A 15,320-nucleotide genomic window follows, 5' to 3' on the forward strand; every position below is an offset into this window, starting at 1 on the left:
CCTTATCCTTCGGTCTGGTACCGCGCACACCCCGCGCGTGCCACCGGGGCAACGAAGCCCAACCGCCCTCCGCCCGACCCCGGGCCGGAGGGGCCCTCTTCAGCTCACCTCGCCCCACCAGGGAGCCCGTACCCTCGGCCACCACCACAGCGCCTCCGGACGGGCGCGCCGGCACACCCCGCCGACCCCGGTGGTGCCCGGCCACAGGAGACCCCTGCCATGGCGGACCTCTCCCCCGCCGGCTCCGGCCTGCGCACCGCGCAGCTCGACGGACGCCGACTGTCGGAGGCCCTGCTTCCCCCGGAGCTCGCGCCGCGCGCCCAGCTCCGGCTCGCCGCGATCAGCCGCTGGAACGCGCTGCGCGGCGTCCGCGTCGGCCTGGTGGCCGCCGCCCTGCTGCTGATGCTGATCGGCGCCAACCTGGCCACGCCGATCTACTCGCTCCTCCAGCAGCGGCTGCACCTCACCGCGCTCGACACCACCGTCCTGTTCGCGATCTACGTGCTGGCGCTGGTCCCGGTACTGGCCGTGGTCGGCCACTGGTCCGACCACCTCGGCCGCCGCGCCCTGATCCTGCCCGCCGTCGCGCTGTCCGCCGTCGGCGACGTCGTGTTCGCCACCTCCGACAGCTTCTGGCAGCTCGCCGCCGGCCGGGCCGTCCAGGGCATCGCCGTCGGCCTGTCCACCGGCGCCGCCGGAGCCGCCCTCGGCGACCTGCTGCCCGACCACCCGACCCTGGCCGCCAAGATCACCCTGGCCTGCTCCGCAGGCGGCGTCGCCCTCGGCCCGGTGGTCGGCGCCCTGCTGGCCGGCGGCTCCGACCCGCTGCTGACCCCCTTCCTGCTGCACGCCATCGCCCTGCTCGCGCTCTGCGTGCCGCTGGCCCTCCTCCACCCCCGGATGCCCGGCCGCAGCCGCCCGCCGGCCTCCCCGCCCCGCATCACCACCCCGGCCCACCTGCGCCCCCAGCGCCTGCGGCTGCCGCGCACCGGGCGCCACGAGTTCCTGCTCGCCGCCACCGCCGGCTTCATCTCCTACGCGGTCTTCGGCGTCTACCTCAGCCTGGCCCCGGCCTTCGCCGCCAAGCTGCTGCACACCGACTCCAAGCTGGTCGGCGCGATCGTGGCCGCCCTCCTGCTCGGCTCCTCCGCCGCCACCCAGCTGCTCGTCCCGCCGACCTCCGACCGCGTGGTGACCGCCCTCGGCATGACCGGCCTGGCCACCGGCCTCGGCCTGGTCGTCGCCGCCCAGTACACCGGCACCCCGGCACTGCTCTTCATCGGCAGCGTCCTCGGCGGCGTCTCCCAGGGCGTCGCCTTCCGTTCCCTGTTCACCAGCGCCGTCACCGCGATGAACCCGGAACGCCGCGGCTCCGAACTGAGCGCCCTCTGGGTCATCGTCTACCTCGGCAGCTCCGCCCCCATCATCGCCCTCGGCGCCCTCGTCCAGACCTACGGCCTCCTCCCCTCCGTCAGCGGCTTCGCCGCCCTCGCCGCCCTCGCCTGCACCGCCCTCGCCATCGCCGTCGCCCGCAAACCCAAGCCCACCGCCTGACGGCCCGCACACAGAACGCCGCTGCCCGGGACTTCCGAAGAAGTCCCGGGCAGCGGCGTCTTCCCACCCCCACTTCGCCCGCCGCCGGGTGAACACCCGCGCATCATCCCCTTGTTGAGTTGGTTCACCACCGTTCCCCACCATCCACCCCCCACCCGCCTGCCGGCGGGTGCCCGCCCCCGCCCTCACCGCACGCCGTCCCGCCTGTCACATCGAAGCGCCGTGGCGTTGCCTTACGGGCGGGTCGCTCCGTGCTCCAGGTAGACGGTCTCGGACTGCATCCTGGCCGCACAGGCGGCGTGGACCCGGCGGGCAAGGCGTGGGATGAGGACTTCGTCGAGCTGGCCGATGGTATGGAAGGCGTACTCGCCGATCTCCACCTGGTCGATGGTGATGCTGTCGAGCTCGTCGGTGGAGAGGACGCCACCGTCGAAGACGAAGAGGAGCTTGTCACCCTCGGTGGGGTGGGGAGCCCAGTCGGCGACGAGCAGGCGCCCGATCGGCGGGGTGATACCGAGCTCCTCCTTGACCTCCCGGGCCGCGCCCTCGCTCGGTGTCTCGCCGGCGTGCAGGTAGCCGCCGGGAATCTCCCAGCCGGGCTTGTAGGTCGGCTTCACGAGGAGGACACGGTCGTCCTCCTCGTCGAAGAAGAGCACGCCGGCGGCGGTGCGGGGCTGGGCCACGACCTCGGGAGACGGGGAGTCGCTCATGGCCGCGACTGTAGCCGCCCGGCCAGACGGCGCGAGGGGTTCACCCGGCGGCGGGCGAACCCCTCGCGTGCTGAGGCACGAAGATGCCACTGCCCGGGACTTCCGAAGAAGTCCCGGGCCGCGCGGCAGGCCTCAGACGCTCCAGGGCTTCCAGGCGTCGGTTGCGATCTCGACGTCGAACGGCTCCGGCAGCCGGACGGTCTCACCGAACTTCCACTCGCCCAGCACCTCGTACATCCCCTCGCCCCGGTTCGGCTCCCCGAACAGGGTGACACCGGACTGCCGCGGGTCGCGGTCCACCAGCAGGTAGTACGGCACTCCGGTGCGCGCGTACCCGCTCCACTTGGTGGGATTGCCCGATACAGGGCGCCGGTCGTTGTGCGCGCTGGGATACGCGGTGACCTCGGCCACCAAGCTGATCTCGTTCGGGCTGAGGTACCGGTCCTCCGCCCTCGCCAACAGGTCCACCTCAGCGGTCACCACAATGAGGTCAGGGCTGTACCCGTCACCGATCTCCGCAAGATCGACGCCGACGTGCTGCACTACCCGCCACGGGAAGCCCCCATCTCTGGACTCGGCACGGAACAGCCACTCGTGGATGTCCCGCAGCATCAAGGCATGATTCACCGGCGGATACGGAGTCACAGCGAACTCCCCGCCGATCACCTCAACCCGCAGCACTTCGGGTAGCCCCAGCTGCTCATCGAGCTCGCCCCGAGCCCAAAGCGCGTATGGCGATTCGGGCAAGACCCACTGCCCGAGCGCAACAACAGACGACATGAGCCCCACCTTCACCGGCCGCGAGCAGCCGTACCAGCGGCACACAGTTCTTTCCGCCGAAGGAGAGGTTTGAGCAGTGGGAGATTGACGACTCATCTCCGGACGAAGGGTGCGCTGCTGGCAGGATCAGCACATGAGGATTCTCGTGCTGGGCGGCGGCTGGTTCCTGGGTCGCGCGGTCGTGAGCGGCGCGCTGGAACGGGGCTGGGCGGTGACCACGTTCACGCGCGGACTGTCCGGTACCCCGGTGCCCGGAGCGGTCGCCGTGCACGGCGACCGGGAGCGCCCCGAGGACCTGGCGCGTCTGGCCGATCACGGTCCGTGGGACGCCGTGATCGACACCTCGGCCTCGGAGCTGTCGCCCCGTGTTGTCCTGGCGGGCACCCGGGCCCTGGAACCGGTCGTCGGCCGGTACGTCTACGTCTCCACCGTTTCGGTGTACGAGGGATGGCCCCATGAGCCTCTGAGCGTGGACTCACCGGTACTGGAGGCCCCGGCCGGTGCAGGGCCAGGCACTACTCAGTCATCGGACAGCGCCTCGGGCATCAACCCCGACTACGGGCGGCGGAAGGCCGGTACCGAGTATGCGGTGACCGAGGCATTCGGTCTCGCCCGAACGAGCCTTCTCAGGCCAGTCGTGATCCTCGGCCCCGGGGAGTACGTCGGCCGACTGCCGTGGTGGCTGGGCCGAGCCGAGCGGGGCGGAGCGATCCTCGCGCCTGGGGACCCCACGAGACGGGTCCAAGCGGTCGATGTTCGGGATGTCGCCACTTTCGCACTCGACCAGGTCCTGCACGTCGGTCACCAGGTCCACAACCTCGCTACCCCGATCGGCCGGGAGACGATGGGCGGCTTCCTCCAGGCGTGCGTGGACGTGACCGGCAGCACCGGGGAACTGTTCTGGGTGGAGGACGAGATCTTGCTCCGCCACGGTCTGCGGCAGTGGACCGAGCTTCCGCTGTGGTGGAACCACCCTGGTGTGTCCGTCATCGACTCGTCCTCGGCGGTCGCGGCCGGCTTCCACAGCCGGCCGCTCGCAGAGACCGTGGCCGACACGTGGCACTGGCTGAGCCAAGGCAACACGCCGGTCCCGCACAGGCGTTGGGCCAAGCACGGTATCGACCCGGCCAAGGAGCAGGCCATCCTGGACAGCGTGCGCTAGTCATTGCCTCCACCGAGAGCGATCCGCGTCGTACCGGGCCCGAGAACCTGGGGCGGAGCCACCAGGGTGAAGTCGTCAATCCGGTCCGCAAGATCCCGCGCGAGCTGGGCGCTGCGGAAGGCCGGCAATGCCAACTCGGTCCGGACCGCGTTGACCCTGCCCGTAAGGCCCGCGCCACGCCACTCCCGGGGGAGGGAGAGCACCGGGGAGAGCGCGTCAGCAGCGCCGTCCAGATCATGGCGCATCAGGAGGGCAGAAGCCAGATCGGCCCGGGCCTGGGGAGCGATGACAAGACGATTGGAGTTCGCGGAGCGGGCAGCGATCAGTTCCAGCGACCGCCGGGCAGAGGCCTCGGCGCCATGGCCGTCCCGCAGGAGCAACAAGCTGGCGCTGTTACTCATCTCGACCCGCTCCAGGTCGAAGTCGAACTCGCCACCCACGCCGTCGTGCAGGTCATCCTCGGCACGCCCGCGCTCGGCCACACTCTCCAGTATCGCCCGGTGAGCTTCGTCGGCCCGGCCTCGATGCGCGTACGCGCGGGCCGCGATCGCAGCCAGTCGTGCCCTGCCCGTGGCACCGATGCCGGAGAACGACCGAGCCTCCTCGATCTTGCGGACGGCTTGGGCGGGGTTACCGCTCCAGTAGTACAGGACAGCCAGGTAGCCGTGGGCGTACGCCCGCAGGGGCTGGTGCTCGGCAACCTGGCCGTACAGGGCTGCTGCCCGCGTCAGTTCGAACGCGTAGGGCATGGCGCCGAGGTCGAAGGCACAAGCGGCCAGAAGTGCCGAGGCCAGGCCGGCCACGCGGTAGAGACGTCCCCGCTGCGACAACACCTGGGTACGATCCAGCTGAACCGTCGCGACCCCAAGCAGTTCCTTCGCTGACATGAAGATCAGATGCGGCGGTTTGGCACCAGTGTCCCGGGCCAGGCGTACCAGGTCGTCTTCGAGCTGGTCGAGGCTGAGGTCCGGCAGGAGTCGAGCAGCCGCATCGGCGGCGTGGGCGCGGGCATCTCGTGCAGTCACGGCCATCTCTCTTTCATCGAGCACAGGGTCCACCACTGCGAGCAGCGATCGGACCTGCTCGTCACTCCGAGGAGCCAGGAGCTCGTCCACCGGCCTACCGAAGATCTGCTTGAGGATCGCGGGCGCCGGGTGGTGGGGTCGCGTGACCTGACCGGAGCGCCACCGTGTGAAGCTCTTGTCCGTCAGGTCGACGTTCCTGTAGGCGAGATCGCCGGTCCTCTCGTGGAGCAGCGCGGCGGCCCGCCTGTACTCGGCCAGGAAACCGCGGAAGTCCATGCCGGACTCGGCGACCAAGGCATCGAACAGGTTCATCGCGGATCCCTTCGCCGCAGCCCGGTGTGAACTGCGTCCGCTCCCTGCCTACCACCGCCGGCAGAGAGATCGTGCGGGTCACGCGGAAGTGTCTCCGAACTGTCCGCGATTGTCCCCACCGGTCACCCCGAAGGGGAGCAAGTGTCCAAGGTTTGCCAGTAGTTCTGTCCTCGCCGCCAGGCCAAGGTTGATCCCCGCAGGCAACCAGGAACGGGGCGTTCGAGCGCTCCTGCCGATCGGAGCGATGCACATGGTGGCCGTCGAGCAAGCGTGGCCTCTCCGGCGTTGGAAGGCCGCTTTCCCGGCAGACGTGACCGCGATTCCCACGGCACGTCGCGTCGTGCAGGCCAAACTCGTGGAGTGGGGCTGGGACGTGGACGACGAGCCGGCTCTCGATGTCCTGCTCGTCTTCGCCGAGTTGACGACGAACGCGATCCGGCACGCCAGCAAGCCGGGCGACGTCGTCCGGGTGCTGCTTGACGAGACCGACGGCTACTGCCGCATCGAGGTCCTGGACTCCCGCCCCGACCTGCCTCTGTTGGCGGTTCAGGCCGGCGGCAACGACGAGCATGGCCGCGGGCTGCTCCTCGTCCGGAGCCTGGCGCACGCCATGGGAGAGGAGTTGGCGGCCACCACCAAGAAGGTCTGGGCGAGCGTTCGAGTCGCCGACGCCCTGGGCCGCCCCCGCTGCCTGTAACGCGCACCAACACCAAGGAGACATCGTGACCACCGAACCCGCCCGGGAAACGCCGGAGACCCTGCGCGCCGCCATGGTGGCGGCGCTGCGCGAGGACGGGACGATCCGTACCGCACGCATCGCCAAGACCATGGGCCGCGTCCCGCGCGAGCTCTTCGTCCCCGGGGCACAGATCGCCGACGCATACGATCCGGAGCGCGCCGTGGTGACCAAGCGCGACAAGGACGGCCTCGCGATCAGCTCCGTCTCCGCCGCACGCATCCAGGCGTTCATGCTGGAGCAGGCCGACCCCCGGCCCGGAGAGAACGTCCTGGAGATCGGCTCCGGCGGCATGTTCGCCGCCTATCTGGCCGAACTCGTCGCCTCCGACGGCGCGGTCACCACCATGGACATCGACCCGGAAGTCACCAGCCGGGCCCGTCGGCTGCTCGACGACGCGGGCTACGAACACGTGCGGGTCGTCACCGCGGACGGCGCGTTCGGTCTCCCGGAACACGCCCCGTTCGACCTGATCATGGTCACTGTCGGAGCCCCGGACATCCCATCGGCCTGGGTTCAACAGCTACTCCCCGATGGGCGGATCGTCGTGCCGCTGCGCGTTCGCGGCCTGACGCGCTCGGTGGCCCTCGTCCGTGCCGGCGACCACCTGGTGAGCACCGGGTACGAGCTGTGCGGGTTCGTGCCGATGCAAGGTGCGGCGGAGAGCCGCGAACACCTGGTGCTGTTGCACGACGAGCCCGGCGAGGAGGTCGGGCTGCGCTTGGACGACGGCGACCAGGTGGATGTCGCAGCTCTGCGCGCGGCGCTGGCCACGCCCCACCAGGAGGTGTGGTCGGGCGTGACGGTCGGGGGCGAGGAGCCGATCGACGACCTGGACCTGTGGCTGGCCACCGCGCTGGACGGCCACACACGGCTGACCGCGACACCGGCCGCCCGGGCCAAGGGGATCGTCGCGTCCGCCTCGCCCCTGGGCGTGGCCACGGTCGTGGCGGGCGGCACTCTCGCCTACCGCACCGTCCGCCCCGCCGACGGGACCCGCACCCGTTTCGAACTCGGCGCGTACGGGCACGGCCCGGCCGCCGGTGCCGCCGCTGCTCGCCTCGTCCACGAGATCCGTGTCTGGGACCAGGAGCACCGGGACGGCCCCGGCGCCCAGTTCGAGGTCCACCCGGCCGGAACTCCGGACGACCGGCTGCCTGCGGGCCGTGTGGTTGACAAGACCCACACCCGCATCACCATCTCCTGGCCCGGAAAAGCCGTGACCGGCCCCGATGCCAGGTGAAGCACCACCTCACCCATCCCCAACTCCTCCAGGAGGTACGAGCCATGGCTCAGGACCAGGACAACGGCTTCGAGCTGGACGTCACGATCATCGAGCAGGGCCCTGTGATCGGCGAGCTGATGAGTAGCACCGATGACGGCTGCGGCGAGACCTGCCAGTCCGCCTGCTCCAACAGCGGCTGCATCGCCTGACCCACACCCGCACCTTGGTGCCGGGGCCCACAACGGCCCCGGCACCAAGGCGGGCACAACCCCACCGGCCCCGAGAGGAAGGCGCGTATGTACCGGGCTCTGGACATGGCGCTGTTACGCGCCGCCGCGCACACCGGCACGCCCGAAGTCCGCCCGTGGCCGGACCTCGACGCCGGCCCGAATGCGACGGAGGCATGGCGGTCCTGGATGTCCGACACCTGGGCGGACCCGCAACTCGCCGAGGCCGTCCAGCTGGCCAATCCCGCCTACGCCGCGCGCGTCGAGGACATCATCGACGGCCGGGTACGCGCCCCTCGTGTCGTTCGCAAGGCCGCTGGAACGCTCGCCCGTTACCTGCTGCGCCAACGCCACCGCGCCACTCCCTTCGGCATGTTCGCCGGCGTCGCCCCGGTCCGGATCGGCCGCACGCTGGAGGGCGTCTGGAGCACGGACCACCGCGCGATCGCCCGGCCGGACGCCCGGTGGCTCACCGATGTGGTGGACCGACTCGAGCGCGACCCGGAGCTGCTGCGGCGCCTGCCCGTAACAGTCGATCAGACCTGCACGGTGCGTGGCGACCACGTGGTGGTACCGCTTCGCCGAGTCGGCCAGCGCCAGCCCGCCGCAGCACCCGCCGAAGTCGCCGTGCGACGCACTGGACCCGTCCGTACCGCGATCGATGCGGCCAGGCAGCCGATCCGCCTCGACCGCCTGGCCGAGCTCGTGCTCGACGCCCACCCGGGCGCCGCTCCCGAACAGGCCCACCGCATGCTGACACAGCTCGTCCACCACGGCGTCCTCATCACCGCCCTGCGGCCCCCGATGGACGCGCGTGACCCGCTCAACCACGTCTGGGAGCGGCTCACGGAAGCCGAAGCCGAGTCGATTCCCACGGTTGCAGGCCTTGCCCAGTTGCTCTGCGACCTCGGCCGCAGGATCGTCGAACACAACGTGGCTCCGAGCCGCGCGCAGCGGGAGGAGCGCGCCCGCCTGCGGGAGTCGACCGACGGAGCCGGGCGTCCCACTCTCGCCGTCGACCTCCAGCTCGATGTCGACCTGGCCATCCCGCACACGGTGGCCCGCGCAGCAGAGACCGCTGCCGTGCTGCTCGTCCGGGCCAGCCCCCACCCGAGCGGCTCCCCGGCCTGGCGCGACTACCAGCTCCGGTTCCTGGAGCGGTACGGCATCGGCGCGCTCGTACCGGTGTTGGACCTGGTGAACCCCGATACCGGACTGGGCTTCCCTGCCGGGTATCGCACCAGCACCCAGGAGCCGCCAACCGCCCCGGTCACGACCCGCGACAGGCACCTGCTCCAGGCCGCGCACCTCGCCGCCCTCGACGCGACGGACTCCGTCGACCTCGCCGTGCTGGCGCCCGGTCTCGGCGCGGAACAGGCCGACCACCTGCCGCCCCACCTGGACATGTGCGTCCAGATACACGCCACCAGCCGACAGCACCTTGACAACCGCGACTTCCGGCTCGTGGTCACCGGCCTGTCGCAGGGCGCGGGCACCACCATCGGCCGGTTCCTGCACCTTCCCCATGCCGACCTGCACTGTCTCTCGGCCCAGCTGCGCGGCGCCCCCACCGTGACCGCCGGCGCCCGCCGCGCCCAGGTCTCCTGCCCTCCGTTGTGGGTCGGCACCGACAATGTCGCCCGCGCACCCCGGGTCCTGGACGACGTGATCGCCGTCGCCGAGCACGCACCCGAGGCCTTGCCTCTGCGGGACCTGCTGGTGACCTCCGACGCCCGGCGAATGCACCTGGTCTCCAGGACCAGCGGGCACGTGATCGAGCCGACGGTGTTCAACGCCGTCGAGGCGGTGAACTTCACCCATCCGCTTGCCCGGTTCCTCTCCGAGCTGCCCCGCGCTCGCGCCGCCGTCCTCGCACCGTTCTCCTGGGGTGCGATGGCCGAGGCCCTACCGGTGCTGCCGGCCGTCCGGCACGGACGCATCATCCTGGCCACCGCCCGGTGGCGGCTCAACGCCGCCGATCTCCCCGCCCAGGGACACGGCCCGCTGGAGTGGGAGCGGGCCTTCGACGGCGTACGGCACCGCCTGCGGATCCCCGCGCACGTCGACCTCGGTGACGGTGACCAGCGCCTACGGATCGACCTCGACCAGCGCCCACACCGGCAGTTGCTTCGCGCCCACCTCAACCGCAGCGGCAAGGCCGTCCTACGGCAGGCCCCCGAGCCGACGGACCTCGGGTGGGCAGACGGCCGGGCAACGGAGATCGTCCTGCCACTCGTCTGTGTCCGGGAAGCACACCGGCCACCGGCAGTGAACCTGGCGGCCGTCGCCGAGTCTCCCGGCGAGCACCCGGCCGATCCGCAGACGCGTTGGGCGTTCGCCAAGGTCTACGCGCAGTCGGCCCGGCACAGCGCGATCCTGGCCCGCCTCCCCGAACTGCTCGCCACCCTCGCAGACCCGGACTGCTGGTTCGTCCCCTACCGCGACCCGGACCCGCACCTGCGCCTACGCTTCCGCCTGCGCGGCCCGTTCGAAGACCTCACCCGGAAGCTCGCCGCCTGGACCAGCGGACTGCACGCCGCCGGCCTGGCCCCCGGCCGCCTCCAGTGGGACACCTACCAGCCCGAGACCGGACGCTACGGGACCGGCCGCCTCCTCGAACTGGCCGAATCCGTCTTCGTCGCCGATTCCACGGTCGCCCTCGCCCAGCAACGCCACACCGGCCCGGGCCGCCTGCCCCGGCAGGCCCTCATCGCCGCCGGCTTCATCGACCTCGCCGCCGCCTTCACCGGCGACACCAGGACCGGCGCTGCCTGGCTGGTCGAACGCATCACCCGCGCCGACGGCGCGCCGGGCCTCGATCGAGCCGTACTCGCGCAGACGCTTCGCCTCGCCGAACCGGCCAACGCCTGGGCAGGGCTGCGCGCCGAGACCGGAACCGAGATCGCCCGTGCCTGGGCGATACGCCGCACAGCCGTGCGCGCCTACCGTGCCGCCCTGCACGCCCACGCCGGGCCCGACCCGGATTCCATCCTGGCCTCGTTCCTGCACATGCACCACATCCGTGCCGCCGGGATCGACCAGGACAGCGAGCGCGACTGCCTCCGCCTCGCCCGCGCCACCGCGCTCACCCTCGTCCACCGACACCAAGGATGCCGCCCCCGATGAACCCCGCCACCACCCGCAGGGCCGCGCCGTGCGGCCCCGCCGACGCGGGCGCCGCCCAGTCCCTGGCCGCCGGCGCCGTCGGTATCACCCTGCTCCATGCCGAACGCGCCGCACTCGGGTACACCTCCTGGCGCACCGTCCAGAACTGGCTGACCGGCGTGACCGGCCAGGCCCTCATCGGCTCCGGCGACGCCGCCCTGTTCATCGGCGCACCGGCCCTGGCCTTCACCCTCCACACCGCCGCCGCAGGCAGCGAGCGCTACGCGAAGACACTGCTCACCCTGGACCGGGCCATCCACAAGCTCGTCCGCTGCCGTCTCGACCGGGCCCACGCCCGCATCGACTCCGGCGAGTTCGCCCGCGCCGCCGAGTACGACCTGCTGTACGGGCTCACCGGCCTCGGCGCCCATCTGCTCAAACGCGACCCGCGCGGCGACTCCCTGCACGATGTCCTCACCTACCTCGTCCGCCTGACCCAGCCGCTGCCCGGCACCGACCTACCCGGCTGGTGGGTGCGCTATGACCCCGCCGGACGAACCTCCGCCGCTTTCCCCGACGGCCACGGCAACCTCGGCCTCGCCCACGGCATCACCGGCCCCCTCGCCCTCCTCGCCCTCGCCAAGCGCGCAGGTGCCACCGTCGAAGGACACACCGACGCCATGCTGCGCATCCTCAGCTGGCTCGACGCCCTCCGCCAGCCCGGCCGCTCCGGAGGGCCCTGGTGGCCGCAATGGGTCACCGCCGACGAACACCGCCTCGGCGCGGTCCTCCAAGAAGGCCCGCCCCGGCCCAGCTGGTGCTACGGCATTCCCGGCCAGGCCCGCGCCCAGCAACTCGCCGCCATCGCCCTCGGCGACCCCCATCGCAAACGCTCCGCCGAACACGCCCTACTGCGTTGCATCGCCGACCCCGCCCAACTCGACCAGGTCACCGATGCCGGCCTGTGTCACGGAGCCGCCGGCCTCCTGCACAGCGTCCACCGCGTCGCCCACGACGCCACCAGTCCGGACCAGTTCACCGCCCACCTGCCCGCCCTGCGCGCCCTCCTCCACGCCCGGCTCTCCGCCCGCGAACCGGGATTCCTCAACGGAACCACCGGAGTGCGCTTGGCCCTGCACGCGGCCGACCGCGGCGGCGCCCCCGCCACCGGTTGGGACGCCTGCCTGCTCCTCGGCTGAACCACCCATGGCACGCCACGGCGAACACCCGCATCTGGAACAGGCGATCCTCGCCGTCCTTACCGGAGCCGACACCACTCGAGCCGCCGCCAGCCTCGGCATCGACGCCGCCGACCTGGCCACCGCCGCCGAGACCTACCGCGCCGCCGGACGCTCCGCCATCTCAACCCCTTCCGACGCCTGGGTCCAGGTCAACATCCAGCCCACTGACTGGCACACCGCCGAGGCCACCATGGCCGCCCATCTCGCCCCCACGCTGCGCGACGCCGAGACCCGAGGCGCTGTCACCTCCTGGTGGTACGTCCGCAAGCACCCGCACTGGCGGCTGCGCCTGCACACAGACCGTCCCGCCCTTCGTACCCACCTGGCCGAGCAGTTGGACCGACTCCGGCACCAGGGCACGATCACGTCCTGGTCACCCGGCATCTACGAACCCGAAACCGAAGCCCTCGGCGGTCCGTTGGGCATCGACGCCGCACACGCCCTCTTCCACGCCGACAGCCGTGCCATCCTGGCCGAAGGCCATCGGCCGGTCACCCGGCGCGTCGGGCGGCGAGAACTATCCATCCTCCTGTGCAGCACCATGCTCCGTGCCGCCGGCCAGGAGTGGACGGAACAGGGCGACATCTGGGCCCGGGTCGCCGCCATGCGCCCGGCACCAGCAGAGCCACCGCAACCGGTCACCGATAGGATCCGAGTGCTGCTGTCCGCCGACACCCTCACCATGAGCGCCCCCGGCCAAGCCATCCACGCAGAAACCGATCGCGTCCACGCCTTCGCCCGCGCGGGCCGTGAATTGGCCGACCTCGCGCTGTGTGGAAGCCTCACCCGTGGACTGCGCGACGTCCTCGCGCACATGATCGCCTTCCACTGGAACCGCGCCGCGATCCCCACCCCGCATCAGGCCACCCTCGCCCGTGCCGCACGCAACCACATCCTCGGATTCCCCCGCTGAGACGACGAGCTCATCGAGGGGCGGACGATGCCGAACATCCACAATCGATTCGTCGGACCACCACCCCTGACGCCCGACCCGAGGACCAGATCCGCCGTCAGTGCGTCCCGCGCCGTCGCCTTCCTCGCAGGCCCCAGCGCGTCCTTCATCGCCGGCCAGTCGTTGCACGTCGACGGCTGCTGGCTCCTCCACTGACCGCCCGTCCCATCGAACAGGAAGCAGCCCACCATGCAGCACCGCGTCCGCGCCGTCCTCCTCACCCCGAACGACACCATGCTGCTGATCAAGCGCATCCGCCCCGGCATCGCCCCGTACTGGGTGATCGTCGGCGGCAAGATCGAGCCCACCGACGCCGGCCCCGAGGAGGCCCTGCTGCGCGAGGTCCGTGAGGAGATCGCCGGCGAAGCCGAGATCGTCGGCCTCCTCCACACCATCCAAACCGACGACGAGCGCCAGGACTTCTACCTCGCCACCGTCGACAAGTGGAGCTTCGAGGACCGCACCGGCCCCGAGTTCAGCCAGGAAGGCCGAGGCGAGTACATCCTCGAAGAGATCCCCCTCACCGCCGAAGCCCTCGACGCGGTCAACCTCCTGCCCCAGGACTTCGCCAGCGTCCTGCGCGCGGCCGTCGAACGCGGGATCCTCCCGGCCACCAGGTAGCCGCAGCCGGCAGCTACCCACCAACCCCAAACGTCTCACGCAGTGTCAATTGCCGTGATACGTTCTGTAATCCAATCGAAAACAGGCGACCCCGGCGGTGCTGGAACACCCCGGGGTCCGGCAACAGGAGTCCAACCTCCCGATGCGCGTCCATCGTAGCGCCCCCGTGCGCAACTTCACCGTGCTGCCCAACGCCGTCCTGCAGTACCGACGGCTCTCCTACACGGCCCGCGGCCTGCTCGCGGACCTCCTCTCCCGCCCCGATGGTTGGCGCGAGGACGGTCGACACATGGCCGACACCAGTCCCCAGGGGCGCGGCGCCGTCCGCAGGGCCCTGAAGGAGCTGACCGAGGCCGGCTACTACCGGGTCGAGAAGATCCGCATGCCGGACGGCACGATCCGCACCGAGACCCACGTGTACGACACACCATGGTTCGCGCCGGATGCCACCCGTCCGGCGCCCGGTGGAGCGGCAACCGGCGCTGCTGGCAGCCCTGTTGTAAAGGACCGGCAGCAAGAACCCACCCTCCCCGCGAGTCCGGCCGATGACCTCACGTCGAAAGGACAGGAGGAGGATTCCGAGACCGAAGAGGTCCGCGAAGCGGTGGCCACCCTGTTCCGGGTGATCCGACCCGAACCCCGCCTGCGCCTCGGCGAGACCGAAGCACGCGAACTCGCTCCCCTGGTCGCCCAGTGGCTGGCCCGCGGCAGCACCGCCGCCGACCTGGCCCACGCCCTGCTTCCGGGCCTGCCCACCCCGATGCACTCGGCAGCCGCCGTGCTCCGCTACCGCCTGGAGCACAAGCTGCCACCCGCCCGGCCCGCCGCACGGCCACCGGCCCGGTACGCCGAGTGCGCCAAGTGCCACGACCCCGTGCCCCGACCGGGCATCTGCCGCCCGTGCGCCGGCCTGGCCACCCGAACCCTCACGGTCGGCCAGGGAGCGGACGTGGCAGCCGCAGGTGCTGCCCGAGTCCGAACCGCTCTGCGCTCCGCGATGACCGGCAGTCGGCCTGCACACATCGCCGCCTGAGACACGCTGTCCCACCGGCCCGAAGGGACTCCGGCAGGTAGCCGCCCTGCTCCATCTGCGCCGCGCGCTGCCCGGCCCGGCGGCGCACAGCGCAGGGCGGGGGCGGGCACCCGCCGGCAGGCGGGTGGGGGGTGGATGGTGGGGAACGGCGGGGGACCTGTGCAGCACAGCAGATGGCGCGCGGGTGTTTGCGCAAAAACGCCGCTGCCGCACGACCCCCAAGGGTTCGCGCGGCAGCGGCGTACCGTACGGCAGGCCTCAGACGTTGAAGCCGAGGGCGCGGAGCTGGTCGCGGCCGTCGTCGGTGATCTTGTCGGGGCCCCACGGCGGCATCCAGACCCAGTTGATGCGCAGGTCCTGCACCAGGCCGTCGGTGGCCGTCTTGGCCTGGTCCTCGATGACGTCGGTCAGCGGGCAGGCCGCCGAGGTGAGCGTCATGTCGATGGTGGCCACGTCGGACTCGTCGATGTGGATGCCGTAGATCAGGCCCAGGTTGACGACGTCGATGCCCAGTTCGGGGTCGACGACGTCCATCAGGGCCTCGGTCAGGTCCTCGACCGAGACGGTGCCGGCGGTGGTGCCGACGATGACGGTGCCGGTCTGCTCCTCCGCAGTGGAGGGGGTTTCGTCACTCATG

14 protein-coding genes are annotated in these 15,320 nt (G+C 71.3%); 10 read left to right on the forward strand and 4 right to left on the reverse strand.

The window, feature by feature from the left end; translation table 11 throughout:
• The first annotated feature begins 219 nt into the window (after positions 1–219).
• Positions 220–1,554, forward strand: coding sequence for an MFS transporter (locus tag ACWDCZ_RS10970; protein WP_449815776.1), 1,335 nt, complete (start codon positions 220–222; stop codon positions 1,552–1,554).
• A 233-nt stretch (positions 1,555–1,787) separates the two neighbouring features.
• Here the strand turns inward: ACWDCZ_RS10970 and ACWDCZ_RS10975 are convergent, their stop codons facing one another.
• The gene (locus ACWDCZ_RS10975; RefSeq protein WP_449815777.1) at positions 1,788–2,264 is read right to left on the reverse strand and encodes an NUDIX domain-containing protein; all 477 of its coding nucleotides are present in this window, start codon (positions 2,262–2,264) and stop codon (positions 1,788–1,790) included.
• A gap of 132 nt (positions 2,265–2,396) precedes the next feature.
• On the reverse strand, positions 2,397–3,044 hold the full coding sequence (locus ACWDCZ_RS10980) for a Uma2 family endonuclease (protein ID WP_449815778.1): 648 nt from the start codon (positions 3,042–3,044) through the stop codon (positions 2,397–2,399).
• Positions 3,045–3,177: 133 nt separating this feature from the next.
• Here ACWDCZ_RS10980 and ACWDCZ_RS10985 point away from each other — a divergent pair, with 133 nt between their 5' ends.
• Positions 3,178–4,206: an NAD-dependent epimerase/dehydratase family protein gene (locus ACWDCZ_RS10985; protein ID WP_449815779.1), complete on the forward strand. Its 1,029-nt coding sequence runs from the start codon at positions 3,178–3,180 to the stop codon at positions 4,204–4,206.
• Here ACWDCZ_RS10985 and ACWDCZ_RS10990 read toward each other — a convergent pair.
• Positions 4,203–5,543, reverse strand: coding sequence for a hypothetical protein (locus ACWDCZ_RS10990; protein ID WP_449815780.1), 1,341 nt, complete (start codon positions 5,541–5,543; stop codon positions 4,203–4,205). The genes ACWDCZ_RS10985 and ACWDCZ_RS10990 overlap by 4 nt on opposite strands.
• A gap of 250 nt (positions 5,544–5,793) precedes the next feature.
• Here ACWDCZ_RS10990 and ACWDCZ_RS10995 point away from each other — a divergent pair, with 250 nt between their 5' ends.
• The 8 genes from ACWDCZ_RS10995 (at position 5,794) to ACWDCZ_RS11030 (ending at position 14,683) form a co-directional block, all read left to right on the forward strand.
• Complete coding sequence (locus ACWDCZ_RS10995; RefSeq protein ID WP_449815781.1) at positions 5,794–6,240, forward strand: ATP-binding protein; 447 nt, start codon at positions 5,794–5,796, stop codon at positions 6,238–6,240.
• A 25-nt stretch (positions 6,241–6,265) separates the two neighbouring features.
• Positions 6,266–7,522: a methyltransferase, FxLD system gene (gene fxlM, locus ACWDCZ_RS11000; protein WP_449815782.1), complete on the forward strand. Its 1,257-nt coding sequence runs from the start codon at positions 6,266–6,268 to the stop codon at positions 7,520–7,522.
• Between the two features lie 44 nt (positions 7,523–7,566).
• Positions 7,567–7,713 carry an FxLD family lanthipeptide gene (locus ACWDCZ_RS11005; RefSeq protein WP_449815783.1) on the forward strand — a complete coding sequence of 49 codons (147 nt, stop codon included), beginning with the start codon at positions 7,567–7,569 and terminating at the stop codon, positions 7,711–7,713.
• Between the two features lie 87 nt (positions 7,714–7,800).
• A complete protein-coding gene (locus ACWDCZ_RS11010) occupies positions 7,801–10,857 on the forward strand; it encodes a lantibiotic dehydratase (RefSeq protein ID WP_449815784.1) in 3,057 nt (1,018 codons plus the stop codon).
• Positions 10,854–12,035: a lanthionine synthetase C family protein gene (locus ACWDCZ_RS11015; protein WP_449815785.1), complete on the forward strand. Its 1,182-nt coding sequence runs from the start codon at positions 10,854–10,856 to the stop codon at positions 12,033–12,035. Before ACWDCZ_RS11010 ends, ACWDCZ_RS11015 begins: the two co-directional genes overlap by 4 nt.
• A 7-nt stretch (positions 12,036–12,042) precedes the next feature.
• The gene (locus ACWDCZ_RS11020) at positions 12,043–12,990 is read left to right on the forward strand and encodes a thiopeptide-type bacteriocin biosynthesis protein (RefSeq protein ID WP_449815786.1); all 948 of its coding nucleotides are present in this window, start codon (positions 12,043–12,045) and stop codon (positions 12,988–12,990) included.
• A 228-nt stretch (positions 12,991–13,218) separates the two neighbouring features.
• Entirely contained in the window at positions 13,219–13,650 is a 432-nt protein-coding gene (locus ACWDCZ_RS11025) for an NUDIX hydrolase (protein ID WP_449815787.1), read from the forward strand.
• Positions 13,651–13,792: 142 nt separating this feature from the next.
• Complete coding sequence (locus ACWDCZ_RS11030) at positions 13,793–14,683, forward strand: hypothetical protein (protein ID WP_449815788.1); 891 nt, start codon at positions 13,793–13,795, stop codon at positions 14,681–14,683.
• A gap of 258 nt (positions 14,684–14,941) precedes the next feature.
• Here the strand turns inward: ACWDCZ_RS11030 and ACWDCZ_RS11035 are convergent, their stop codons facing one another.
• Positions 14,942–15,319: a metal-sulfur cluster assembly factor gene (locus ACWDCZ_RS11035; RefSeq protein ID WP_259316762.1), complete on the reverse strand. Its 378-nt coding sequence runs from the start codon at positions 15,317–15,319 to the stop codon at positions 14,942–14,944.
• Position 15,320: the final 1 nt, after the last annotated feature.

Source organism: Kitasatospora sp. NPDC001225 (genome assembly GCF_053597855.1).

Bases quoted from the DNA above. Each gene is read 5' to 3' on its own strand.
- ACWDCZ_RS11005 (WP_449815783.1), top strand. From the start codon at position 7,567: ATGGCTCAGGACCAGGACAACGGCTTCGAGCTGGACGTCACGATCATC.
- ACWDCZ_RS11020 (WP_449815786.1), top strand. From the start codon at position 12,043: ATGGCACGCCACGGCGAACACCCGCATCTGGAACAGGCGATCCTCGCC.
- ACWDCZ_RS10970 (WP_449815776.1), top strand. From the start codon at position 220: ATGGCGGACCTCTCCCCCGCCGGCTCCGGCCTGCGCACCGCGCAGCTC.
- ACWDCZ_RS11010 (WP_449815784.1), top strand. From the start codon at position 7,801: ATGTACCGGGCTCTGGACATGGCGCTGTTACGCGCCGCCGCGCACACC.
- ACWDCZ_RS11015 (WP_449815785.1), top strand. From the start codon at position 10,854: ATGAACCCCGCCACCACCCGCAGGGCCGCGCCGTGCGGCCCCGCCGAC.
- ACWDCZ_RS10975 (WP_449815777.1), bottom strand. From the start codon at position 2,264: ATGAGCGACTCCCCGTCTCCCGAGGTCGTGGCCCAGCCCCGCACCGCC.
- ACWDCZ_RS10995 (WP_449815781.1), top strand. From the start codon at position 5,794: ATGGTGGCCGTCGAGCAAGCGTGGCCTCTCCGGCGTTGGAAGGCCGCT.
- ACWDCZ_RS11035 (WP_259316762.1), bottom strand. From the start codon at position 15,319: ATGAGTGACGAAACCCCCTCCACTGCGGAGGAGCAGACCGGCACCGTC.
- ACWDCZ_RS11025 (WP_449815787.1), top strand. From the start codon at position 13,219: ATGCAGCACCGCGTCCGCGCCGTCCTCCTCACCCCGAACGACACCATG.
- ACWDCZ_RS10990 (WP_449815780.1), bottom strand. From the start codon at position 5,543: ATGAACCTGTTCGATGCCTTGGTCGCCGAGTCCGGCATGGACTTCCGC.
- ACWDCZ_RS10980 (WP_449815778.1), bottom strand. From the start codon at position 3,044: ATGTCGTCTGTTGTTGCGCTCGGGCAGTGGGTCTTGCCCGAATCGCCA.
- ACWDCZ_RS11030 (WP_449815788.1), top strand. From the start codon at position 13,793: ATGCGCGTCCATCGTAGCGCCCCCGTGCGCAACTTCACCGTGCTGCCC.
- ACWDCZ_RS10985 (WP_449815779.1), top strand. From the start codon at position 3,178: ATGAGGATTCTCGTGCTGGGCGGCGGCTGGTTCCTGGGTCGCGCGGTC.